General features: G+C 72.1%; 23 protein-coding genes. 11 read left to right on the forward strand and 12 right to left on the reverse strand.

All coding sequences use genetic code 11. The annotated features are described in order from the left end of the window. Nucleotides 1-11: 11 nt before the first annotated feature. Both AC0NH5_RS03665 and AC0NH5_RS03670 read right to left on the reverse strand, forming a co-directional pair. Nucleotides 12-1,556, reverse strand: coding sequence for a sensor histidine kinase (locus AC0NH5_RS03665; RefSeq protein WP_474399847.1), 1,545 nt, complete (start codon nucleotides 1,554-1,556; stop codon nucleotides 12-14). A 15-nt stretch (nucleotides 1,557-1,571) separates the two neighbouring features. Further along, entirely contained in the window at nucleotides 1,572-2,606 is a 1,035-nt protein-coding gene (locus tag AC0NH5_RS03670; RefSeq protein WP_474399850.1) for an SIS domain-containing protein, read from the reverse strand. Between the two features lie 151 nt (nucleotides 2,607-2,757). On the opposite strand from AC0NH5_RS03670, the gene AC0NH5_RS03675 reads away from it, so the two are divergent. Continuing rightward, nucleotides 2,758-4,326: a tetratricopeptide repeat protein gene (locus tag AC0NH5_RS03675; RefSeq protein WP_474399853.1), complete on the forward strand. Its 1,569-nt coding sequence runs from the start codon at nucleotides 2,758-2,760 to the stop codon at nucleotides 4,324-4,326. A 334-nt stretch (nucleotides 4,327-4,660) separates the two neighbouring features. Here AC0NH5_RS03675 and AC0NH5_RS03680 read toward each other — a convergent pair whose 3' ends face one another. After that, nucleotides 4,661-4,879 carry a biotin/lipoyl-binding carrier protein gene (locus AC0NH5_RS03680; RefSeq protein WP_474399855.1) on the reverse strand — a complete coding sequence of 73 codons (219 nt, stop codon included), beginning with the start codon at nucleotides 4,877-4,879 and terminating at the stop codon, nucleotides 4,661-4,663. A 148-nt stretch (nucleotides 4,880-5,027) separates the two neighbouring features. Between AC0NH5_RS03680 and AC0NH5_RS03685 the strand changes: the two genes are divergently transcribed. Continuing rightward, on the forward strand, nucleotides 5,028-5,102 hold the full coding sequence (locus AC0NH5_RS03685) for a 50S ribosomal protein bL37 (RefSeq protein ID WP_369752275.1): 75 nt from the start codon (nucleotides 5,028-5,030) through the stop codon (nucleotides 5,100-5,102). A gap of 67 nt (nucleotides 5,103-5,169) precedes the next feature. Here the strand turns inward: AC0NH5_RS03685 and rsrA are convergent, their stop codons facing one another. The 5 genes from rsrA to AC0NH5_RS03710 form a co-directional block, all read right to left on the reverse strand. Further along, nucleotides 5,170-5,448: a mycothiol system anti-sigma-R factor gene (gene rsrA / locus AC0NH5_RS03690; RefSeq protein ID WP_474399858.1), complete on the reverse strand. Its 279-nt coding sequence runs from the start codon at nucleotides 5,446-5,448 to the stop codon at nucleotides 5,170-5,172. A gap of 5 nt (nucleotides 5,449-5,453) precedes the next feature. After that, a complete protein-coding gene (locus AC0NH5_RS03695; protein WP_474400350.1) occupies nucleotides 5,454-6,257 on the reverse strand; it encodes a sigma-70 family RNA polymerase sigma factor in 804 nt (267 codons plus the stop codon). 404 nt (nucleotides 6,258-6,661) lie between these two features. Next, nucleotides 6,662-7,222 carry an alpha/beta hydrolase family protein gene (locus tag AC0NH5_RS03700; RefSeq protein WP_474399861.1) on the reverse strand — a complete coding sequence of 187 codons (561 nt, stop codon included), beginning with the start codon at nucleotides 7,220-7,222 and terminating at the stop codon, nucleotides 6,662-6,664. A 182-nt stretch (nucleotides 7,223-7,404) separates the two neighbouring features. After that, complete coding sequence (locus tag AC0NH5_RS03705; protein ID WP_474399864.1) at nucleotides 7,405-7,800, reverse strand: WhiB family transcriptional regulator; 396 nt, start codon at nucleotides 7,798-7,800, stop codon at nucleotides 7,405-7,407. A 190-nt stretch (nucleotides 7,801-7,990) separates the two neighbouring features. Continuing rightward, nucleotides 7,991-8,668 carry an SOS response-associated peptidase gene (locus tag AC0NH5_RS03710; protein WP_474399867.1) on the reverse strand — a complete coding sequence of 226 codons (678 nt, stop codon included), beginning with the start codon at nucleotides 8,666-8,668 and terminating at the stop codon, nucleotides 7,991-7,993. A 141-nt stretch (nucleotides 8,669-8,809) separates the two neighbouring features. Here AC0NH5_RS03710 and aroA point away from each other — a divergent pair, with 141 nt between their 5' ends. The 7 genes from aroA to AC0NH5_RS03745 all read left to right on the forward strand — a co-directional run bounded on the left by aroA (nucleotide 8,810) and on the right by AC0NH5_RS03745 (nucleotide 15,784). After that, nucleotides 8,810-10,102 carry a 3-phosphoshikimate 1-carboxyvinyltransferase gene (gene aroA, locus AC0NH5_RS03715; protein WP_474399870.1) on the forward strand — a complete coding sequence of 431 codons (1,293 nt, stop codon included), beginning with the start codon at nucleotides 8,810-8,812 and terminating at the stop codon, nucleotides 10,100-10,102. Between the two features lie 2 nt (nucleotides 10,103-10,104). Continuing rightward, nucleotides 10,105-11,175, forward strand: a complete 1,071-nt coding sequence (gene rsgA, locus AC0NH5_RS03720; protein WP_474400352.1) for a ribosome small subunit-dependent GTPase A — start codon at nucleotides 10,105-10,107, stop codon at nucleotides 11,173-11,175. A 70-nt stretch (nucleotides 11,176-11,245) separates the two neighbouring features. Further along, on the forward strand, nucleotides 11,246-12,046 hold the full coding sequence (gene hisN / locus AC0NH5_RS03725; RefSeq protein WP_474399873.1) for a histidinol-phosphatase: 801 nt from the start codon (nucleotides 11,246-11,248) through the stop codon (nucleotides 12,044-12,046). Between the two features lie 177 nt (nucleotides 12,047-12,223). Further along, nucleotides 12,224-13,033, forward strand: a complete 810-nt coding sequence (locus tag AC0NH5_RS03730; protein WP_474399875.1) for an ATP-binding protein — start codon at nucleotides 12,224-12,226, stop codon at nucleotides 13,031-13,033. A 9-nt stretch (nucleotides 13,034-13,042) separates the two neighbouring features. Continuing rightward, nucleotides 13,043-13,600: a DUF5709 domain-containing protein gene (locus AC0NH5_RS03735; protein WP_474399878.1), complete on the forward strand. Its 558-nt coding sequence runs from the start codon at nucleotides 13,043-13,045 to the stop codon at nucleotides 13,598-13,600. A 73-nt stretch (nucleotides 13,601-13,673) separates the two neighbouring features. After that, nucleotides 13,674-14,426, forward strand: coding sequence for a carbohydrate-binding protein (locus AC0NH5_RS03740; protein WP_474399880.1), 753 nt, complete (start codon nucleotides 13,674-13,676; stop codon nucleotides 14,424-14,426). 110 nt (nucleotides 14,427-14,536) lie between these two features. Beyond that, nucleotides 14,537-15,784: a family 16 glycosylhydrolase gene (locus tag AC0NH5_RS03745; protein WP_474399882.1), complete on the forward strand. Its 1,248-nt coding sequence runs from the start codon at nucleotides 14,537-14,539 to the stop codon at nucleotides 15,782-15,784. Between the two features lie 24 nt (nucleotides 15,785-15,808). Here the strand turns inward: AC0NH5_RS03745 and AC0NH5_RS03750 are convergent, their stop codons facing one another. Next, nucleotides 15,809-17,038, reverse strand: a complete 1,230-nt coding sequence (locus tag AC0NH5_RS03750) for a chitosanase (protein WP_474399883.1) — start codon at nucleotides 17,036-17,038, stop codon at nucleotides 15,809-15,811. Nucleotides 17,039-17,062: 24 nt separating this feature from the next. Continuing rightward, the gene (locus tag AC0NH5_RS03755; protein ID WP_474399886.1) at nucleotides 17,063-17,308 is read right to left on the reverse strand and encodes a hypothetical protein; all 246 of its coding nucleotides are present in this window, start codon (nucleotides 17,306-17,308) and stop codon (nucleotides 17,063-17,065) included. A 63-nt stretch (nucleotides 17,309-17,371) separates the two neighbouring features. On the opposite strand from AC0NH5_RS03755, the gene malQ reads away from it, so the two are divergent. Beyond that, nucleotides 17,372-19,516 (forward strand): 4-alpha-glucanotransferase, encoded by a 2,145-nt coding sequence (malQ, locus tag AC0NH5_RS03760; protein WP_474399888.1) that lies wholly within the window; start codon nucleotides 17,372-17,374, stop codon nucleotides 19,514-19,516. 14 nt (nucleotides 19,517-19,530) lie between these two features. Further along, nucleotides 19,531-19,710 (forward strand): antitoxin, encoded by a 180-nt coding sequence (locus tag AC0NH5_RS03765; RefSeq protein ID WP_474399890.1) that lies wholly within the window; start codon nucleotides 19,531-19,533, stop codon nucleotides 19,708-19,710. 24 nt (nucleotides 19,711-19,734) lie between these two features. Here AC0NH5_RS03765 and AC0NH5_RS03770 read toward each other — a convergent pair whose 3' ends face one another. Together AC0NH5_RS03770 and AC0NH5_RS03775 are read right to left on the reverse strand one after the other, a co-directional pair. Beyond that, entirely contained in the window at nucleotides 19,735-20,109 is a 375-nt protein-coding gene (locus AC0NH5_RS03770; RefSeq protein ID WP_474399892.1) for a hypothetical protein, read from the reverse strand. Between the two features lie 81 nt (nucleotides 20,110-20,190). Beyond that, nucleotides 20,191-21,486: a DUF1501 domain-containing protein gene (locus AC0NH5_RS03775; RefSeq protein ID WP_474399894.1), complete on the reverse strand. Its 1,296-nt coding sequence runs from the start codon at nucleotides 21,484-21,486 to the stop codon at nucleotides 20,191-20,193. Between the last annotated feature and the right edge of the window lie 7 nt (nucleotides 21,487-21,493).

A 21,493-nucleotide genomic window follows, 5' to 3' on the forward strand; every position in this document is an offset into this window, starting at 1 on the left:
CACGGGCGGGGTCAGCGCTTGCCGAGCGGCACCACCAGGACCGCCTCGGTGCCGGCGCCGGACCGCTTGCGCAGCTCGATGCTGCCGCGCAGCTCGCCGGTCGCCAGGGCCCGGACGATCTGTAGGCCGAGCCGGTTGCTGCCGTCGAACTTGAAGTCGTCCGGCAGGCCGCGACCGTTGTCGGCGACCGTCACGTGCAGTTGCTTGCGGAACCGGTGCGCGGAGACCACCACCTCGCCGTACTGGTCCGGGGCCACCTCCTCGGTGTCGTCCTCGGACGCCGGGAAACCATGCTCCACCGCGTTGATCAGCAGCTCGTTGAGCACCATGACCAGCGATGTCGCGATCTCCGCGGGCAGCACGCCGAAGGTGCCCTCACGGCGCATCCGAACCGGGAAACTGGTGGCGGCGACCTCGGTGGCGGCGGTGGCGACCCGGTCGACGATGCCGTCGAACTCGACCGCCTCGTCACTGGACATCGACAGCGTCTCGTGGACCAGGGCGATCGAGGCGACCCGGCGCACCGACTCCTCCAGCGCCATCCGCGCCTCGGGCGCGTCCACCCGGCGGGCCTGCAGGCGCAGCAGCGCGGCCACCGTCTGCAGGTTGTTCTTCACCCGGTGGTGGATCTCCCGGATGGTGGCGTCCTTGGTCATCAGCGCGCGTTCCCGGCGGCGGACCTCGGTGACATCCCGGACCAGGACCAGCGCGCCGATCGGCACGCCGGCGGGCAGCAGCGGCAGCGCGCGGGTCAGCACAGTGGCGCCGCGGGCCTCCACCTCCATCCGGGGCGGGAACTCACCGCGCAGCGAGGCCAGGATCCGCTCGGCCGCGTCGTTGCCCTCCAGCGGGTCGGCGGACAGCCGGCTGGCCAGGTTCGCCAGCTCCTCGCCGACCAGGTGGGCGTTGAAGCCGAGGCGCCGGTACGCCGACTGCGCGTTCGGGCTGGCGTAGGTGACCTTGCCGGAGGCGTCCAGCCGGATCAGCCCGTCCCCGACGCGCGGCGCCGACGTGGTCTCCCCCGGATGCCGCCGCGGCGGGAACGTCCCGTCGGCGACCATCTGGGCCAGGTCGTCGGCGGTCGTCAGATAGTTCAGCTCCAGCTGACTGGGGGTGCGCGCGGTGCTCAGGTTGGTGTCCCGGCCGATCACCGCGATCACCTCGCTGAACGCCTCCTCGAGGTCGTTCTCGTCGCGGCGCCGGACCGGGATCGCCTCGTGGCGGGCGGGCGTGTCGCCGTACCAGACCGGGTCGCCCTCCCGCCAGATCCGCTCCTGGGTGATCGCCACCTCGAGGTGCGCCACCTCCGGCCCGCCGACGATCTTGCCGACCTGGTCGTCCTGGTACGCGGTCGGCGCGGTGACCGGCCGGACCTGGGCGACGCAGAGGAACTCGCGCGGCTGCCGGGGCTCGCCCTTGATCGGCACCCAGAGCAGCAGGTCCGCGAAGGAGAGGTCGGACAGCAACAGCCAGTCACCGGCGAGCCGGTGCAGGTGGTCGATGTCGGCGGGGCCGAGAGTGGTGTGCTCCTCGACGAGATCACGAAGGGTGGACACGGACCCAGCTTATTTCTAGAGGGTGGTGGTGACCTTCTTCAGCCCACGCGGCGCATCGGGATCTTCGCCACGGGCAAGAGCCAGCGCGAGCGCGAGCTTCTGCAGCGGCAGGATGTCGAGCAGCGGACTGTACCGCTCGTCGACCCGCGGCACAGGCAGCCGGACCGAGGCGCCGGGCACGTCGGCGGGACCGATCGTCACCACGTCGGCGCGGCGCTCGCCGAGCCGGGTGACCACGTCGCGCATCGAGCGCCCGCCGGGGCCGTCGCCGACCACCGCGAGCACCGGGATGTCCGAGTCGGCCATGGCGAGCGGGCCGTGCAGCAGATCGGCGCCGGAGAAAGCCAGCGCCGGCAGGTACGACGTCTCCATCAGCTTCAGGGCGGTCTCCCGGGCGGTCGGGTACGCGTATCCCCGGCCGGTGCTGACCAGGCTGGACGCGAACCGGTAGCGCTGGGCCAGCTCGTCGGCCGTGGTGTCGGCGAGGGTCTTCTCGGCGAGCCGGGGCAGCTCGCTCAGCGCGTCCCGCTCCTCGGCGGGCAGCCGGCCGTCTCCGGCCCGGACGCCCTCGACCAGCATCAGCAACGCGAGCAGCTCCGCGGTGTAGGTCTTGGTCGCCGCGACCGCCCGCTCGTGACCGGCCGCGACGTCGATCGACAGCTCGGCGGCCCGGGCCAGCGGCGACTCCGGGTTGTTCGTGACGGCGAGGGTGAGCGCGCCGTTCTCGCGGGCCACACCGAGCACCCCGGTCAGGTCGGGCGAGCCGCCGCTCTGGCTGACGCCGATCACCAGGGACCCGGTGTAGTCGGGCCGGGCGCCGTAGAGCGTGATCGCACTCGGCGAGGCGCTGGCCACCGGCAGACCCAGCCGGATCTCGGTCAGATAGGCGGCGTAGAGCGCCGCGTGGTCGGAGGTGCCGCGCCCGACGAAGACGACGTTGCGCGGCCGGCGGCGAGCCACCTCGGCGGCGACCTCGGCGATGGCCCCGGCGTGCTCGTCCTCCAGGAGCCGGGCGAATCCCGCCGGTTGTTCCGCGATGTCCGCCGACATGCCCTGGCCTCGTTGTGTCACCCGAACCCCCTCAGTGTCCTGTTCTCCGGCGATCCCCCAAGGATCACGCTCATTTGATGCGCAGTCTTGCAAGAAAGAGCTTACTTGGTCAAGGTTTCGAGCACGAGTGCGCAAAGGTGAGGACTGACATATGGCCGCCGTTCCCCTAGGGTCTTTCCTCGTGGATTCCCCCTCCGCCCGCCGTGACCTCGCGCGTGCCCGGGCCGCCCTCGACGCCGGTGAACTGACCGACGCGGCCGGCCACCTGGCGACCGCGCTGGCTCACGCACCCACCCTGCCGGAGACCCACGAGCTGCTCAGCCGTTTGGCTGCACGGTCCGGTGGGGCCCTGGAACTGTTCCCCCTCGAGCCACACCCGGCACTCGGCCGGATCGTGGCCCGCGCGCACCTGCTCGCCGCCGCGGGCCGCCCCGAGGACGGGCTCCCCCTGCTGGTCGCGGCCAGCGGCCAGACACCGGCGGCCGACTGGGCCGGGGTGCCATGGGTGCAGGAGCCGGCCCTCGGCGCGCGGATCGAGCCCGGGCTCCTCGCCCGCACTGTCATGCGCCTGTGCACCACCGTCGGCGACCCCGCGCCGCCGGACACGGTCACCCCGCTCCGGCCGTACCTCTCGGTGGTGCGGCACGCCATCGCGGCGCACGGCGAGCACGCGATGCTGCTCGGCGCCGGCTCCGCGCTGGCCCGGCGGCTCGGCGAGGTGCGGATCGCCGTCGACTGGGCCGGCCGCGGCGCGCGGTCACAGCCCTCCAAGCTGGGCGAGATCTGGCTCGGTTACGCCTTCCGCAGCGCCGGCCGGATGCCCGAGGCACTGGCCGCCCTGCGCCGGGCGGTCGCCTACGACCCCGACGACCTCTCGGTGTACGCGGACGTCGCCGCCACCCTCGCCGACCTCGGCCGCCTCGACGAGGCACTGCGCTGGACCGAACTGGCCCTGGAACGCGACCCGGCCTTCGACTGCGTGGTGCACACCGCCCACCGGCTGCGGTTCCGCGCCGACGGCGACGTCGCCCACCTCGTCTCGCTCGCCGACTTCACCCGCGACCACCCGGACGACGCGCACGAGCACACCGACCTGGAGGAGTGCTGCCGCAACACGCCGTGGCTCGGCGGCATCCCGGCCGGGATGCCGATGTCCGCCGGGCGCCCGCCGGTCAACGCGGAACCCTCGGCCGACGCGCTCGGGCGCCTGCAGCGGATCGCCAGCACGACATGGGCACACCCACCGGCGGCGTACGACCGGGCCCTCGGCCTGATCCTGGTCGAACCGTGGGAGCTGCTCGCCATGCTGGCCCACCCGTCCGTCACCGAGTCCGAGGAGGCCACCGGCGCGGAGGTCTGGGCCTGCCTGGGCCTGCTGCACCACGGCGCCGAGGAACCCTGGCTGGACTCCGCCCGCCGGCGCGTCCTGCTCGGGCTGCTGGACGGCGACGTCGACCGGGTGACCCAGGCCGCGCTGTTCGCGCTCGTCACCTACGCATGGGTCGACCCGGAAGCGCGCGCGGACGTGGCCGCCGTGGTCGCGGGCCGGCTCACCGAGGTGGCCTCCGGCCCGGCCGCGCGCGCAGTCGCCGAGCTGGCCCTCGCCACACCCGGCCTGGACCGGCCCACCCGGGAACTCGCCGCGGCCACCATCCGGGTGCCCGCCGTCCCCCGCCAGCGCGGCCGAGGCCGCTCCCTGCTCCGCTGGCGCCGCGACTGACCCCCGCGGCGCGCCCCGCCGACCGGCTCCCGGGCCAACCGGCTCCCAGCGCCGTCCCGGCAGGCACGACGGCACGCTGAGCGGCCAGAGCCGGGCGCGACGTGGGCGGGGCACGCTGAGCGGCAGAACCGGGCACGCCGGGCCGGTCAACGGCGGTGGGACCGGGATGCGGTCGAACGCCCCTCCGGGACGGAGGAGCGGGACCGCGATGCGGGAGCAGGCAGATCAGCCCGGCGGCCGCGGCACAAGCCCGACCGGGCAACCAGGCCGCGTGGACTCACGAGAGCACCGCGAATACACGTACCAGAAAAGAAATGAAGCGGAAGCGGACCGCTCAGCTCTCGATGACGGCGATGAGATCGCCCTCCTGGACGACATCGCCCTCGTTGACGGCGAGCTGCGCCAGCTTGCCGTCGGACTCCGCCACCACCGGGATCTCCATCTTCATGGACTCGAGGATCACCAGCGTGTCGCCGTCAGCGACAGTGTCCCCGACCGAGGCCACCACTTTCCACACGTTGGCCACCATCTCGGCCCGGATCTCATCCGCCATGTGCCGAATGCCTCCTCGTCCACGCTGTCGAGTTCACACTGCCGGTGAACGTCATCAAACCATGGAACGGGCGCGGGCGAGTCCCGGGCCTCCGGACCGGCCCACTACCATCAGCACCGAGTCAACCGCGGAGAACAGGAGGCCGGCCATGGCCAAGAAGGCCCGGAAGAAGAAGGCTCGTAAGAAGAGCAGCGCCAACCACGGCAAGCGCCCCAACAGCTGAGTTGGCGGACAACTGACGAGGGCCCGGCAGCAGTGCTGCCGGGCCCTCGGTGGGCGAAACACCCGTGTCAGGGGAGGAATTCCCTCGTCTCGCTCTGCACCTCGAGCTGGTCGAGCTTGTGCCGCAGCCGGTCACGCAACTCCGCCGGGGCGCGCTCGTCGCCGCAGCAGCGGCCCACCAGAGCCTTCACGTCATGCTCGATGCCGAACTCGCGCAGACACCCGGAACACTCGTCGAGGTGCTTCTGGATCAGCCGGCGGCGCTCCTCGGAACACTCCAGGTCCAGATAGTTGTAGACCTCGCCGAGGACCAGGCTGCAGTCGCTGTCGTGATCGTCGTTGCTCATCCCGGTCACGCCTCCTGCGGCTCGGCCGCGGGCGTGCGGGTGATACCCCGGTCGGACGCGTACTGCTCCAGCAGCTTGCGCAGATTGCGCCGGCCCCGGTGCAACCGGGACATGACGGTACCGATGGGCGTACCCATGATGTCGGCGATCTCCTTGTACGAGAAACCCTCGACATCGGCGAGGTAGACGGCGAGCCGGAAATCCTCCGGCAAGGACTGCAGCGCTTCCTTGATGTCACTGTCCGGAAGCCGGTCGAGCGCCTCGGTCTCAGCCGACCGCAGACCCTGCGACGTGTGCGACTCGCTCGACGCGAGCTGCCAGTCGGTGATCTCCTCGGTCGGCGCCTGCACCGGCTGCCGCTGCTTACGCCGGTACGAGTTGATGTACGTGTTCGTCAGGATCCGGTACAGCCAGGCCTTCAGGTTCGTGCCCTCTTCGAACTGGTGAAACGCGGAGTACGCCTTGAGGAACGTCTCCTGCACGAGATCCTCGGCATCCGCCGGGTTGCGCGTCATCCGCAGCCCCGCGGCATACAACTGATCCACGAACGGCAGCGCGTCACGCTCGAAGCGCCTCCGGCGCTCGTCGGTTCGCTCCTTCTGGGCCACCCTGGATTCTCCCCTCGACCGCCCCGCCGAGGATACGGGTAGTGCCCCTGTTACGCCTTCGAAAACCGCCGGTGTGCCGACGCTCACCGAAGGTGTCACGATCGGCGCCTCCGCCGCGGGCCACTCGGGAGAGCTCAACAGGCTGCGCACCCGGGTCGCCTCCCGGCCGTCACGCTGGACGTACTCGGTTCCGGCACCCACCAGAATTACCCCTTCCGCTGAAGCATCCAGGTGGTGTAACCGCGAAGGCGCAAGTTGCATTCCGTGCTTGCTGGCCTTCGCTGTCGCTCGGCGGTGGTGCTGTGCTTGCTGGCCTTCGCTGTCGCTCGGCGGTGGTGCTGTGCTTGCTGGCCTTCGCTGTCGCTCGGCGGTGGTGCGCCCCGAGGGGTCGGCGTCCCGGGCACCAAAAACAACGGACGGCTGCGCCTGGTTGTTTTTGGCGCCCGGGACGCCGACGGGCGCACCACGACTTGGGGTGCGGCCAATGGCTGGGCTCAGCGGGGGGGGACAGCGGGTTGAGCTGGGACAGTTGGACGAACTGGGTGGGTGGCGGAGGGATGTGTGAAGTTCGGGTTCGGATTGCGCCGCAACTTCACACACAGGGGTTAGGTGGCCAGGTTTTGGGTGCGGAGCCAGTGGATGGCCAGGGCGGCGGTGGTGGGTGCGTCTTTGCGGAGGTCGTGGGTGGCGCCGGGGCGGGTGATCACTTCGATCAGGCCGGTGGCGGTGGGGATGCCGAAAGGGTCACGGTCGCCGTTGAGGACCAGCGTGGGGATGTCGGTGGGTAGTTCGGCGGCGCGGGACTTCTCGGGCCTGCCGGGTGGGTGCAGGGGGAACGCGAGGGCGAGGACTGCGGCGGCCGCGAGGGGGTGAGCGGTGCGGCAGGCGACGCGGGCTCCGCTGGAGCGTCCGCCGAGGATCAGGGGCGTGGGGGGTACGGCCAGAGCGCGCACGACGGTGATCCACGCCTCGTCGAGGTGCGTGGCCGGGGCGGGGGCGCGGCGGCCGGCGACCCGGTAGGGCTGGGTGACCAGGGCCACGCGAACGCCGGCGGCGACCGCGGCGTCGTGCAGCTCGACGAGGTCGGGGGCGTCGACACCGCCGCCGGCGCCGTGGCCGAGGACCAGCAGGGCGCGGGCCTCGCCGTCGGGGTCGGTGACACGCACGGCGGCTGGGCCGCGTGGTGTGTCGATCGTCCGGGTCTCGCCGGGGCAGGGGGCAGTGGCCGGGGGCCTGCCGGCCCGGGAGCTGTGGGTCCCGGGCCGGGGCGCCTCGGCTTCGCCTGCCTGGGCTCGGCTCGCCTGCGTAGCGGTCTTGCGCGTGGAGCTGGGCACAAGCTCCGTTTCTATCAGCGGCTCACCGGGGTGAGGGTCAGGAAACGGCGTTCCTCGTCGCCTGATTCGTCCTCGACCAGTTCGCCGTCGGCCTGCACGCGTTCCCGCCAGGCCACCAGCATGGCCCGCCGTTCGCGTGGCGTGGTGCCGCCCCAGACGCCGTGGCAGTCGCCGACCTGCAGTGCCCAGGCCAGGCATGGCCCTTGCACATCGCAGGTGCCGCAGAGTGCGACGGCTCCGCCGGACGGCTCGTTCGGCGCCGGAAAGAACGTTTCCGGATCCACGCTCCGGCAGACGCCTCGCGTCCGCCAGGCCTCGTCGGTGCGTCGTTGCGCGATCGCCTCGAGCAGCCGCGGGTCGCGTCGCGCGATGGCCACTTCGTGCGGACGCGGCATGCGCGCTCGTGTCATCAGCCCACCTCCCCCGTGGGACCGGAACTGCTGTGGCGGCCGGGCCGCACCTTACGGTCCAGCACCACTCCGGCGCTGGTTTCTACCGCACCGTACAAGATCAGAACAAGGGGTTGATCTATCTTGAAACAAAGTTGTCGATTTCAAATACCCGCATAAACGACAAAGACCATCGCTGATCTTCTCTCGTTCAGAAAAGTGTCACCTGGACGGCAGGCTCGACGAGGGCCGGACCATTGTTGCGGACATTGCCGACATCGGGGCCGACCGCGCGCACCTCGATGGCGGCCAGATCGCTCTCCGGGAGGGGTCGCAACAGGCTGTCCGGGTCGCCGCCGCCGGCGAGCCAGTCGGACCACCGCTCGGCCGGCAGGATCAGCGGCATCCGGTCGTGCACCCGGGCCAGGCCACCGACCGCCGCGGTCGTCACCACGCTGCAGGTGAGCACCGACTCCGGGCCCCAGGCCGACCAGAGCCCGGCGAAGGCGAGCGGTGAGCCGTCCCCGGTGGTCATGTAGAAGGCCTGCTTCTCCTTGCCGGAGCGCACCCACTCGAACCAGCCGTCGGCCGGCACCAGGCAGCGGCGCCGGGCGAACGACGGGGCGAAGGACCGCAGCGTGGCCACCGTCTCGGCCCGGGCGTTGATCATGCGGGCTCCACCGCGCAGGTCGGGTGCCCACGGCGGCACCAGACCCCAGCGCGCGGTGTCGATCACCCGGGCACCGTGGCTCCGTGACTGGCGCACCAGCGGGACCGGGTCGGTGGGCGCCACGTTCCAGCTCGGCCGCAACGGCTCCGCGACATCGACGGCCTCGAAGAACGTGCTGAGGTCGGCGTTGCTCCGGGTGGTCGCGTATCGGCCGCACATGCGCAGCACGGTACGCCCTGAGCGGCCCTGACGTCCGCCCCTGCCGGCCGGGCCGGAGTCGTTCACGAGAACGTGGGAAACAGCGGGAAGTGTCCCGCCGGGCGGGAATGCGGCCGGGAATTGCCGGGGGCCGACGGCAGAATGGCGACCGTGACTGCTGAACCTCGCCCCTGGCTCGCCCCGTCCGCGTCCGGCCCGGTCACCGCGACCGTGCGGCTTCCCGGCTCCAAGTCGATGACCGCCCGCGCCCTGGTGCTCGCCGCCCTGGCCGAGGGGCCGTCGGTGATCGAGGCGCCGCTGCGGGCGCGGGACACCATGCTGATGTCCGCCGGGCTGCGGGCCCTGGGCGTCGCCGTCGACACCACCGACGACGACCGGTGGCTGGTGGAGCCGGGGCCGCTGCGCGGTCCGGCCCGGATCGACGTGGGTCTGGCCGGCACGATCATGCGCTTCCTCCCGCCGGCCGCCGCGCTGGCCGACGGCACGGTCGAGTTCGACGGTGACCCGCACGCGCGCAACCGCCCGCTGCGGCCGATCGTCGAGGCCCTGCGCTCGCTGGGCGTGGCGATCGAGGCCTCGCCCACCGGCGGGCTGCCGCTCACCGTCAGCGGCGCCGGCCTGGTCGAGGGCGGTGAGGCGGTCATCGACGCCTCCGGATCCAGCCAGTTCGTCTCCGGCCTGCTGCTGTCCGCGCCGCGCTTCACCAAGGGCCTGGTGCTGCGCCACGAGGGCCCGCCGGTGCCGTCCGCGCCGCACCTGCGGATGACCACACACATGCTGCGCGCGGCCGGCGCCACGGTCGACGAGAGCGTGCCCGACGTGTGGGCGGTCGAGCCCGGCGCGTTGCGCGGGCGCACCTGGACCATCGAGCCGGACCTGTCCGGTGCCGCGCCGTTCTTCGCCGCTGCCATGGTCACCGGCGGCGCGGTCACGCTGGCCGGCTGGCCGGCCCAGAGCTGGCAGCCGGTGGAGCGGCTGGCCGAGTTGCTCACCGGCCTGGGCGCCGAGGTGACCCGGACGGCAGACGGCCTCACCGTGCGGGGCACCGGCTCGCTGCACGGCATCACCGCCGACCTCTCCGAGGTGAGCGAGCTGACCCCGGTGGTCGCGGCGCTGGCCGCACTCGCCGACGGCCCGTCCGAGCTGCGCGGGGTCGAGCACATCCGGGGTCACGAGACCGACCGGATCCGCGCGCTCGCCACCGAGCTGGGCAAGGCCGGCGCGGGCGTGACCGAGTTCCCCGACGGCCTGCGCATCGAGCCGCGGCCGCTGCACGGCACCGCCTTCGAGACCTACGCGGACCATCGGATGGCGCACGCCGCGGCGGTTGTCGGCCTCGCCGTGCCGGGCATTCAGCTCACCGACGTAAGTTGTACGTCGAAGACGTTGCCCGAGTTCCCCGAACTCTGGGCGGGACTCGTGGCGAGGAGCTGAAGCTGCCAGGGCGTAAGCGGGAGTACGACGAGGACGACGTCCGGATCCGGCCGGGCCGGTCGTCCCGCCCGCGTACCCGGACCCGGCCCAAGCACGACGACGCCGTGGACGCCCTGGTGATCACGGTCGATCGCGGGCGGTACGGATGCGTCCGCGAGGACGTCGGCGACCTCGAGGTGATCACCGCGATGCGCGCCCGCGAGCTGGGCCGCAAGTCGGTGGTGGTGGGCGACCGGGTGGCCCTGGTCGGCGACGTCACCGGGGCGCCCGGCGCGCTGGCCCGGATCGTCCGCATCGGCGAGCGCACCTCGGTGCTGCGCCGCACCGCGGACGACGACGACACCACCCCCGAGGGCCGGCTCGAGCGGGTGGTGGTCGCCAACGCCGATCAGCTGGTGATCGTCAGCGCGCTCGCCGACCCGCCCCCGCGAACCGGTTTCATCGACCGCTGCCTGGTCGCGGCGTACGACGCGGGCGTCGAGCCGCTGCTCTGCCTGACCAAGGCCGACCTGGCCGGCCCGGAGCAGGTGCTGGACTACTACGCCGAACTCGACCTGCCGCACGTGCTGGTGCGCCCCGGCAGCGACCTGGACGAGCTGCGCGACCGCCTGGCCGGCCGGATCTCGGTCATGGTCGGCCACTCCGGCGTGGGCAAGTCGACGCTGGTCAACCGGCTCGTCCCGGACGCGTTGCGGGCGGTGGGGGTGGTGAGCGCGATCGGCAAGGGCCGGCACACCTCGACCAGCGCGGTGGCGTTGCGCCTGCCGGCGGTCGGCAGGTCACGCAAGGACCCCGGGTGGATCATCGACACCCCGGGGATCCGCAGTTTCGGCCTGGCCCACGTGAGCGCCGAGAGCCTGCTCCACGGCTTCTCCGACCTCGTCGAGGGCACCCTCGACGACCAGCCGAACTGCGGCCACACCGCCGCCGACGCCGACTGCAAGCTGGACGCCTGGGTGGCGGCCGGGCATGCCGACGCGCGCCGCCTGACGTCGTACCGCAGGCTGTTGAGCTCTCGCGCCGGCGAGCCGGACGCGCGTGACCAGGCAGCCGAGGACGGTCCGGCGCACTGACCCCGAAGCGATCTTGAGATCGGCGTGACCCACCCGACCGCGGGCGCTCTCGTGCACTAACTTTCTGGGCATGGCTGGTTATTCGGATGATCTTGCGCTTGCCCACCTGCTGGCTGACACGGCGGACGCCATCTCGACGGCACGGTTCCGGGCGCTGGATCTGCGGGTCGAGGCCAAGCCGGACCTGACGCCGGTCTCCGACGCCGACACCGCGGTGGAGAAGGCGATCCGCGCAACGCTGGCGCGGGCCCGGCCACGCGACGGGATGCTGGGCGAGGAGTTCGGCCGGACCGCCGCGGCGGCCGGCCCCGGCAGCCGGTACTGGGTGATCGATCCGATCGACGGCACCAAGAACTTCGTGCGCGGTGTGCCGATCTGGGCGACGCTGATCGCGCTGATGGAGGGTGACACCCCGGTGGTGGGCCTGGTCTCCGCACCGGCGCTGGGGCGGCGCTGGTGGGCGGCGCGCGGGCAGGGCGCGTTCGCCGGGAAGCACCAGCACGCGGCCACCCGGATCACCGTCTCGTCGGTGCGGAAGCTGACCGACGCGAGCTTCTGTTACGCCAGCCTGAACGGCTGGGCCGAGATCGGCCGGCTGGACCGGATGATGGACATCCTGCTGGGGGTGTGGCGGAGCCGGGCGTACGGCGACTTCTACGGCTACATGCTGCTGGCCGAGGGCGCGCTGGACGCGATGGCGGAGCCGGAGCTGTCGTTGTGGGACATGGCGGCGCTGATCCCGATCGTCACCGAGGCGGGCGGCAAGATCACCGACCTGGACGGGCGGCCGACGGCCGACAAGAGCTCGGTGGTCGGGACGAACGGCCTGCTGCACGAGAGCGTGCTGGCCGCCCTGGCCCGCCGGGGTTGATCGGCTTGGGGGGCCCGGATCGGGCATGAGACCACCCAGCGGGGGTACTCCTTGACCAAGCCCCACAAGGGCGTATGACCGCATTTATGGATTCATGCTCGTCAGCGGCGACGCCGAACCGATCCTCATGCCCGCCGAAATGCGAGGAGGGCACGCGTTATGCACAATGGAGCGATCATGCCGAGCGAGGTTCGTCACCAGGTGGACCGCGACCGGACCTATCCGCTGGTCCGGTTGGCCGGCGTGCTGGACGCCGAGACCGTCGCCCCGATCCGCTCGGCCCTGCTCGACGTCCTCGCCACACAGCCGGAGGCCGTCGTGGTCGACGTGACGGATCTCCAGGTGGCCCAGGCCGAGTCGGTCGCAGTGCTGCGCGAGATCCTCGACGAGACGCGTGACTGGCCGGGCGCCCATCTGGCCCTCGCCGGCCGGGCCGACAACGCGACCTGGCAGCCCAGCGGATGGCCGGTCTGGCCCGCCGCGGCCGACGCCTTTGCCGCGCTGGGCAGTCCGGAGACCGGCCGCCGGGTGAGCCTCGACCTCGAGCCGGTCGTCGGCGCGGCCCGCCGCTCCCGGGAGCTGATCACCGAGGCGTGTGGCCGCTGGGAGCAGCCCGAGCTGGCCGGGAACGCCTGCATCGTGGCGACCGAGATGGTGAACAATGTGGTCGCGCACGCGGGCACCTCGATGAGCGTGCTGCTGGCCACGAACGGCGACGGGATGAGCGTGGCGGTGCGCGACCACTCCCCCACGATCCCGCGGTTCACCGGCCCGGTCGGGCCCACGTCGTACGGCGGACGTGGTCTTCTCCTGATCGACGCCGTGTCGGCACGCTGGGGCCATCTCGCACTCGCCGACGGCAAGGTGGTGTGGGCGACGCTCGAGGCGGAACCGTCCCCCGCGACGCTCGAGGCCGAGCCGTCCTCCACGCAGACCGAGCGTCGGCAGGGTGACGATGCCGGTATGACCGGCCCCACCCGTGGGTAGATTGCGGACATGCGAGACAACGACTACCCGGCCGAGGTCAGCGACCCGGAGGCGTCCGGGCTCCCGGACACCGCCGACGACGACTCCACGGCGTACGACGAGGTTGACAGTCCGCGCTGGAGCGACGGCCCGGACCCGGCGGCGCTCGCCGGTGTGGGTCCCGGCGGCTCGAACCGGTTCGGCGACACCGCCGAGGAGCAGCGGCAGGGCGAGTCGCTCGACCGCCGCCTGCGGCAGGAGGAACCGGACTTCGGCGCCCAGGACGCGGAGCAGCCGCTGCGCGACCCGGTCAGCGAGACGGTGGACGACCCGGAGCAGCGCAACTTCGACCGGGACGTCTGGGAGGCGAGCCCGACCTCGGACCCGCACTCGCCGATCTCGCTCTACGACGACGGCCAGCTCGACGAGGAAAGCCCACGGCCGGTCGGCCGGCTGGTCGCGCCGGACGAGGGCTCGGGCTGGGACGAGGAGCCGGACAGCGTGGCGTACGACGCCGGTGCGGCCGGCGGCGGCGCGAGCGCCGAGGAGCTGGCCATGCACGAGACCCGCGCCCCGCATTACGACTAGGCCGCGGCTCTTGCGCTGAGCCCCCTTCCTCGATCAGAGTGCAGCGCGGACCGGTCGAGGGTGGGGGTCAGGGTTGAAGAGCGCGCGCGTACTGCGGTCGCTGCTGGCGGCCGCGGTGTTCGCCGCCGGTGTCGCACCGGTGGCGCTGGTCGCCGGGCCGGGCACGCCCGCCACGGCGGCCGACACGATCAGCCGCTCGGTGCTCACCGACGACTTCGACGGCGCCGCCGGCAGCGCGCCGGACGGCGGCCGGTGGGCGGTCGACGGCGATCCCCGGGGCGCTCAGCTGACCGGCGAGGGCCAGCTCTGGCTGGCCACCCGGCTCCGCGCTCAGAAGCCGATCACCCAGAAGAACGGGCGGGCGGAGGCACGCATCCGGATGGACCGTGAGGGCGGCGCCTGGCGCGCGCTCGGCGTGCTGGACCGCAACGGCAACCTCCCCGCCGGACGGGTCGAGGTGCTGGGCGACGACCAGGTCGACGACGTCGACTTCCACACATACGTGATCGACTGGTCGCCGGGCGCACTGGTCTGGTCGGTCGACGGCCGCCAGGTCCTCCGGTTCGTTCCCGAGGTCTCCGGCCAGCCGCTGGTGCTGACCCTGAACACGGCCGCCGGCGGGCGCCGGCCGGACACCATGCTGGTCGACCAGGTCCGGGTCACTGCCCAGGTCACCGTGAACGCGACCGGCTGGAAGACCTACACCACGTACAAGCCCGGGAAGTACGTCCGTCACCAGGGCAAGATCTACCGGGTACGGGAGCTGCACACCTCGCTCCCCGGCTGGCAGCCGCCCCTGCTGCCGGAACTTTTCCAGAAATTCTGAGAAAACCCTGTTATCCGGCGGTTCCGGAACCCGTCTCCATTGACCGATGACAGTCGAACTTTAAAGACTGTTACATGTTAATGGTTTCCCTCGCCCCCGGAGGATCCCCCATGCGTAAGTTACGCGTCCTACTCGGCGTGGCCACGGTGGCACTCACCCTGGCCGGCTCCCTCACGATCGCATCCCGCAGCGACACCGCGGACGCCGCGGTCGGCCCGATCACCTGGTCCGACGAGTTCAACGGTGCGGCCGGCACACCCGTCGACGGCTCGAAGTGGAACTTCGACATCGGCGGCGGCGGCTTCGGCAACAGCGAGCTGCAGTACTACACCAACTCGACGAACAACGTCCGGCAGGACGGTCAGGGCAACCTGGCGATCACCGCCCGCCGGGAGAACCCCTCGAACCTCCAGTGTTGGTACGGCAGCTGCCAGTACACCTCCGGCCGGATCCTCACCTCGGGCAAGTTCACCCAGCGGTACGGGCGCTTCGAGGCCCGCATCAAGGTCCCGCGCGGCAACGGCATCTGGCCGGCGTTCTGGATGCTCGGCGACAACATGGGCAGCGTCGGCTGGCCCCAGGCCGGCGAGATCGACATCATGGAGAACGTCGGCAAGGAGCCGAACAACCTTTACGGCACCGTGCACGGCCCGGGTTACTCCGGCGGCGCCTCGATCGGTGGCAAGCGCACGTTCGGCGCCCCGCTCGCCGACGCCTTCCACAACTACGCCGTCGAGTGGTCGCCGAACCTGATCGTCTGGTACGTGGACGGCTCGGAGTACTTCCGGATCACCCCGGCCTCGCTGGGCGGCCGGCAGTGGGTCTTCGACCACCCGTTCTACATGATCCTGAATGTGGCAGTGGGGGGTACCTGGCCGGGCAGCCCGGACGCGAGCACCTCGTTCCCGCAGACCATGCTGGTCGACTGGGTCCGGGTCAACGCCTGGAGCGACTCCACCACCCCGCCGCCGGCCGGCGGGAACGCCCTGAAGAGCAACTGGAACGGGCGCTGCATCGACATCCCGAACGCCAACAACGCCGACGGGACGCGCCTGCAGATGTGGGACTGCAACAACTCCGGCGCCCAGCAGTGGTCGTTCAACAGCGACGGCACCGTGCGCGCGCTGGGCAAGTGCATGGACCCGGCCGGCGGCGCGCTGACCAACGGCACGCCCATCCAGCTGGTCACCTGCAACGGCAACGCGGTGCAGCGGTTCACCCTGTCGGCCGCCGGTGACCTGGTGAACGTCTCCGCCAACCGGTGCGTCGACATCGCCGAGTGGAACAACTCCAACGGCGCCCGGCTGCACCTGTGGGACTGTGTCGGTGGCGCCAACCAGAAGTGGACGCGCGCCTGACCTGCCCGTGACGCGGGGACCGGATCACCGTCCGACGGTGTACCGGTCCCCGTACACGTGCCAGGTCAGCGGCGCGACCAGGTCGAGGTTGGTCCGGCGCAGGAAGGCCCGCTGCGCGGTGTCCACCCGGCTGGTGTCGCGGTGCGCCCGTTCGGTGCGCATCTCGGCGGCCCGGGCGTCCAGGAACGAGCTCAGATAGCTGATCTCGTCACCACCGCGCACGGGCGTACGCCGCGCGGCCACCGCCCGCGCCCGGATCTCCCGAAGGCCGGCCACCCCGTGCATCACCGCCGCGTCGTAGTAGGCGAACTGGCCCAGCGCCCGTAGACCGTCCGCCACGGCCAGCCGCACCGCCGGCGTGAAGTACATCCGGTCGCGGGCAGCGTCCTGCGCCTTCCGGAACTCCGGGTCGGCCGCCGTCGCCCGCCAGGCGCCCCGGAATCCCGGGTCGAGCCCCCGGTGCGAGCCGGAGCCGTTCACCGCCCGCAGAGCGGGCAGATAGCGGGCCAGCTTGTTGCCCGGCCGGCGCCTCGTGTAGTCGGCGACCACGGCCAGCATGTCCGAGGTGCCGGAGCAGAAGCCGACGATGCCGCCGGTGTAACCCCGGCCGTCTTTCAGGTCCTCGATGTATCCGTACTGGCGGCGCCAGTCCAGCGTCGAGTTCTCCGCGCTGGCGACCAGCTTGAAGGCGGTCTCCTTCTTCGCCGCGGCGCTCAGGCCGGCCGCGGCCGGCGGCGTCCTGGCGGTGGCCGGCGCCGATTCGGTCACCGGGGCGGCGGGGCCGGGCCCGTACGCCCGGACGTCCCACAGCGAGTACCCACCCGGCCCACCGCGCCGGGTGGCCAGGACCCGCAGGTAGCGCCCGGTGCCCGCGAGGTTCTTCACGTCGTCCACGCCACCGTTGCCCGACGCCGTGCGGTAGAGGTCGGTCCACACCGCACCGTCACCGGAGACCTGGAGGCGGTACGCCTTCGCGTACGACCCGGCCCAGCTCAGCCGGACCCGGCGCACCTTCTGCGCGGCACCCAGGTCGACCCGGAGCCACTGTGTGCCCGGTCCCGCCGCGCTGGACCAGCGGCTCGCCGGATCGGCGTCGACAGCAGCGCCGGCGGCCCACGCGACGTTCTCGGTGGAGGAGGCCAGAACCGGCCGGCGCTGGGAGATGAGACTGTCCGGAGTGGCGTTGGCAGCCACCGAGACGGTCAGCGGCACACAGGCCACCACCGCGACTCCGGCGCCGAGGGCGATCCGCATCCACCCACGCTAGGGCGCGTCACCTCAGCGACGCTTGCGGTTCCGGGAAATCAACACTATCGCCAATACGACCAGAGCGATGACGCCGACGCAGCAGAGCAGGCCGAACACACCGAAGCCGAGCCCCCGCGACCGGCGGCGGGCGGCCTCCACCGCGAGTTCCGCGACACCGTTGCTCGCCGCCCAGGCGTGCGCCGGTATCACCAGGGCGAGCGTCGCGCCGGTCACGGCCGCCGCGATCCTAGACCACCATTTCACCATGTAATCCATATCCCCAATCCTTACCCATGTACGCAATGGGTAAGGAATCCGGTACTGACGAAGGGGGTAGGGATGGATGCGGATCTGGTCGCCCTGGCGGAGGCCTACGGGGTGGCTACCTGGTACGAGAACTGGCGCCGCAAGCGAACCGAGGTCTCGCCGGAGTCCGTGATCGGGGTGCTCGGCCTGCTCGGCGTGGACGCGAGCACGCCGCAGGCGGTGACCGCCGCGCTGGCCCGGATCGACGACCGCGAGCGGGACCAGCGCCTCCCCGGCACGATCGTCCTGCGGACCGGCGCCACCCGGCCCCTGCCCGTGCCCGGCGTGATCAGCCTCGAGGACGGCGGCACCCGCCGGGTGGACGAGCTGCCGGCCGACCTACCGCTGGGCTGGCACCGGCTCGAGGTCGGCGACCAGCGATGCACCCTGGTCGTCGTGCCGGAGCGACTGCCGGAGGCGCCGGAGACCTGGGGCTGGATGCTCCAGCTCTACACCCTGCACTCGGCCGGTTCCTGGGGCATGGGCGATCTCGGTGACCTGCGGACCTTCGTCGAGGGCTCCGGCGGGGCGGGCCTGATCCTGCTCAACCCGCTGCACGCGATCACGCCGCTGCGGCCGGCCGCGGCGTCGCCGTACTCGCCGTCGAGCCGGCGCTTCGCGAACCCGCTCTACCTGCGGGTGGCGGACACGGAGGCGTACCGGAAGGCGGATCCGGAGCTGCGGGCCCGGGTGGACGCGCTGCGCCCGGCCGCCCCGGCCGACGGCCTGATCGACTACGACGCGGTGCTGGCCGCGAAGCTCGGCGCGCTGGAGTTGCTCTGGCCGCTGGCCGGTCCGGTGGACCTGGACAGCGACCCGGGCCTGACGGACTTCGCCCGGTTCTGCGCGCTCGCCGAGGAGCACGGGCCGAACTGGCAGGAGTGGCCGGCGGAGCTGCGGCGGCCGGACGCGCCCGCCGTGCGGGAGTACCGCAGTGAGCGGATCGCCTTCCACGCCTGGATCCAGCACCTGCTGGAGGAGCAGTTGGCGACGGCCAACGCGGCGGGCCGCGACATGCCGGTCGGCATCGTGCACGACCTCGCGGTCGGCATCGACCCGGGCGGCGCGGACGGATGGCTGCTCCAGGACGTGCTGGCGCCGGGGGTACGCGCGGGCGCGCCGCCGGACGCGTTCAACCAGCTGGGCCAGGACTGGGGTCTGGCGGCCTGGCGCCCGGACCGGCTGGTCGAGACCGGGTACGCGGCGTACCGGGACATGCTGCGGCGGATCTTCCAGCATGCCGGCGGGCTCCGGGTCGACCACGTCGCCGGGCTCTGGCGGCTGTGGTGGGTGCCGCCGGGCATGGGCGCGGCCGAGGGCACCTATGTGCGGTACGACCCCGAGGCGATGCTCGGCATCCTGGCACTGGAGGCGCACCGGGCCGGCGCCGTGGTGATCGGCGAGGACCTGGGCACGGTGCTGCCGGAGATGACCGCGGGTCTGGAACGGCTGAACATGCTCGGCTCCGCGGTGCTCTGGTTCACCCGCGACTACGAGGGTGACGGCGATTACCGGCCCGCCGCCGACTATCCCCGCAACGCGCTGGCGAGCATCTCCACCCATGATCTGCCGACCGCGTCCGGTTTCCTCTCCGGCGAGCAGGTGGAGGTCCGTGCTGAGCTGAACCAGCTGGCCGGCTCGGTGGAGCAGGAGTGGGCGACCTGGCGCAAGGACCGCGACCAGCTGCTCGACCGGCTCCGGGCCGAGGGCCTGCTGGAGCCGGACGCGAGCACCGAGGACACGGTGGTCGCGATGCACCGGTTCCTGGCGCGTACGCCGAGCCGCCTGGTCACCGCGTCCCTGCACGACGTGCTGCTGGAGCGCCGCCAGCCGAACCTGCCGGGCACCTTCGACGAGTACCCGAACTGGCGCATCCCGCTCGGCCCGGACCTGGCCGACGTGACTGAGGACCCGCTGTTCCGCAAGGTTGCCGGAATTCTGGGTAATCGGGGGGCGGAGAGAACACAGCGAGCCGAGAAGGAGGGGACCACCGTGGGCTTCCTGGACAAGGCCAAGGCGTTCGCCGACAAGCACGAGAAACAGGTCGACGCCGCCCTGGAGAAGGTCGGTGACGCGGTGGACCGCCGGACCGGCCACAAGCACACCACGCACATCGACCGGGCCGTCGACGAGGCGCAGAAGCGCACCGGCAACGGCAACGGCAACCCCCGGATCTAGAGAGGACAACCGCCATGGGCTTCATGGACAACGCCAAGGAATTCGCCGACAAGCACGACGAGCAGGTCGACCAGGGCCTGGAGAAGGCCGGCGACCAGGTCGACCAGCGGACCGGCGGCAAGCACGCGGACCAGATCGACCGGGGCGTCGACGAGGCGCAGAAGCGCACCGGGGCCGGCGACACGCAGCAGTGACCCGCGTCCCGCCGCCCGGCCCGGTCAGATCGACAACGGTTCGGGCGGCGGGTCGTCGTCGACCGCGTACAGCATCGGGTGCAACGGCAGATAGTCGTCGCGCTTCTTGCAGCGCGACGGCGGCAGCAGCGACGAGCGGTGCTCGGGGTGCTCCCGGCAGTGCCGCAGGGCGCGGCTGACGGCGTCCGGGTGATGCCGGCCGCCGCCGTACTCGCCGCAGCCGTCGCAGTCCCAGCGCCAGAACGGGGCGCCCTCGTCCGAGGTGTGCCGCCGGATCCGCAGTGGCGGACCCGCCGCCCGGTGCGCGGCCGCCAGGATGGCGGGCATGTCCCCGTCCGGCGGCAGCCCCAGCGGCCGCCGCTGTCCACCGATGATCTCGGCCAGCACGTTGCTCGACATCCGGTCACCTCCGCGCTCCCTGTGCTGGAAACAGTGTGGAACGCGCTTCATGAGCCGGATGGCCGTTTTGAGGAATAAGTCTTAAATAGCGGTGACGAGTCCCAATTTGGAGGCCGCGACGCCGGGGAAGACGCCGGTCAGGTCACCGACACCACACCGGGCCCGGAGGATCTCCCCGATCACCGCACGGTAATCGGTGGTCACCGCCAGATCGCCGTCGAGCAGCTGGCTCGGGGCCAGACCGGGCCACCGGCCGTACACCTGGCCGCCGCGCACGTTGCCGCCCAGCACGAACATCATGTTGCCGTACCCGTGGTCCAGCCCGCCCGAGCCGTTCTGCGCCACCCGGCGCCCGAACTCGCTGATCGTGATCAGCGTGACCCGGCGCAGGCCGGTCTCACCGAGGTCGGCGGCGAACGCCGCGAGCGCCGAGGCGAGCGCTTTGAGCTGGTCGAACATTCGCCGACCGGCCACCGCCGGGCCGAGGTTCTCATGCATGTCCCAGTCGCCGGAGTCGACCGTGGCGCTCATCAGCCCGACGTTGGACTTGATCAGCCGGGCCACGTCGCGCAGCGCCGCGCCGAGCTCGGTCTGCGGATAGATCGCACCGTCGGCCGGCGTGTAACCGACCGCCCGCAGCTGAGCCCCGCGGGCCAGCGCGCCGGTCAGCTGGCCGGCGGTCCGGGCGAGCGCCGGCGGCGCGCCGTCGTAGAGCTTCCGCATCGTGGCCGCGATCGGCCGGTCCGCCTGATCGCCGGTGAGCTGAAGGTCGTCGACCTTGGTCACGCTCAGGCTGGGCGCCGGGCCGCCGAACACCCGGGCCGGCCGGGCGGTACCCATCGCGACCGCGGCGAAGGGGTCGGCCGAGCCGAGCGAGCCGAGCATCCGGTTCAGCCAGCCGGTCCGGATCGAGGTTCCCGGCGCGGCCCGCTCCAGATCCTCCATGGCGGCGAAGTGCGACCGGTTCGGCGCCGGCTGGCCCACCGCCTGCACAGCGGCCAGCTTGCCGGAGGTCCAGTACGGCAGCAGCGGGGCCAGCGCCGGGTTCAGCCCGAAGTACGAGCCGGCGCCGATCAGCTGCGCCTTCGGCACCGCGATGGTCGGCCGGGACGAGTAGTAGGCGGGGTCGCCCGCCGGGACCACCGCGGAGAGGCCGTCGAAGCCGCCCCGCAACGAGAGCAGCACCAGCACGTCGCCGGCGTACGCCGGGTCGGCGGCGAACGCCAGCCCGGTGTCGAGCTGGGAGCCGGCCAGCCCGGCGAACGCCCCGGCGGCGCCGGTGGCCAGCAGCCGGCGCCGGGACAGCGTCGCGCGGCGGGAGTCGTCGCACTCGCAGGCCTCAGTGATCATCATCTTGCCGCTCATCTCAACGCTCATCTCGGCG

The sequence above is a fragment of the Actinoplanes sp. 13 genome, from assembly GCF_056134165.1.

Bases quoted from the DNA above. Each gene is read 5' to 3' on its own strand.
- AC0NH5_RS03670 (WP_474399850.1), bottom strand. From the start codon at position 2,606: ATGTCGGCGGACATCGCGGAACAACCGGCGGGATTCGCCCGGCTCCTG.
- AC0NH5_RS03675 (WP_474399853.1), top strand. From the start codon at position 2,758: ATGGCCGCCGTTCCCCTAGGGTCTTTCCTCGTGGATTCCCCCTCCGCC.
- AC0NH5_RS03680 (WP_474399855.1), bottom strand. From the start codon at position 4,879: ATGGCGGATGAGATCCGGGCCGAGATGGTGGCCAACGTGTGGAAAGTG.
- rsrA (WP_474399858.1), bottom strand. From the start codon at position 5,448: ATGAGCAACGACGATCACGACAGCGACTGCAGCCTGGTCCTCGGCGAG.
- AC0NH5_RS03705 (WP_474399864.1), bottom strand. From the start codon at position 7,800: ATGACACGAGCGCGCATGCCGCGTCCGCACGAAGTGGCCATCGCGCGA.
- AC0NH5_RS03710 (WP_474399867.1), bottom strand. From the start codon at position 8,668: ATGTGCGGCCGATACGCGACCACCCGGAGCAACGCCGACCTCAGCACG.
- aroA (WP_474399870.1), top strand. From the start codon at position 8,810: ATGGCGACCGTGACTGCTGAACCTCGCCCCTGGCTCGCCCCGTCCGCG.
- hisN (WP_474399873.1), top strand. From the start codon at position 11,246: ATGGCTGGTTATTCGGATGATCTTGCGCTTGCCCACCTGCTGGCTGAC.
- AC0NH5_RS03730 (WP_474399875.1), top strand. From the start codon at position 12,224: ATGCCGAGCGAGGTTCGTCACCAGGTGGACCGCGACCGGACCTATCCG.
- AC0NH5_RS03735 (WP_474399878.1), top strand. From the start codon at position 13,043: ATGCGAGACAACGACTACCCGGCCGAGGTCAGCGACCCGGAGGCGTCC.
- AC0NH5_RS03745 (WP_474399882.1), top strand. From the start codon at position 14,537: ATGCGTAAGTTACGCGTCCTACTCGGCGTGGCCACGGTGGCACTCACC.
- AC0NH5_RS03750 (WP_474399883.1), bottom strand. From the start codon at position 17,038: ATGCGGATCGCCCTCGGCGCCGGAGTCGCGGTGGTGGCCTGTGTGCCG.
- AC0NH5_RS03755 (WP_474399886.1), bottom strand. From the start codon at position 17,308: ATGGATTACATGGTGAAATGGTGGTCTAGGATCGCGGCGGCCGTGACC.
- malQ (WP_474399888.1), top strand. From the start codon at position 17,372: ATGGATGCGGATCTGGTCGCCCTGGCGGAGGCCTACGGGGTGGCTACC.
- AC0NH5_RS03765 (WP_474399890.1), top strand. From the start codon at position 19,531: ATGGGCTTCATGGACAACGCCAAGGAATTCGCCGACAAGCACGACGAG.
- AC0NH5_RS03770 (WP_474399892.1), bottom strand. From the start codon at position 20,109: ATGTCGAGCAACGTGCTGGCCGAGATCATCGGTGGACAGCGGCGGCCG.
- AC0NH5_RS03775 (WP_474399894.1), bottom strand. From the start codon at position 21,486: ATGAGCGTTGAGATGAGCGGCAAGATGATGATCACTGAGGCCTGCGAG.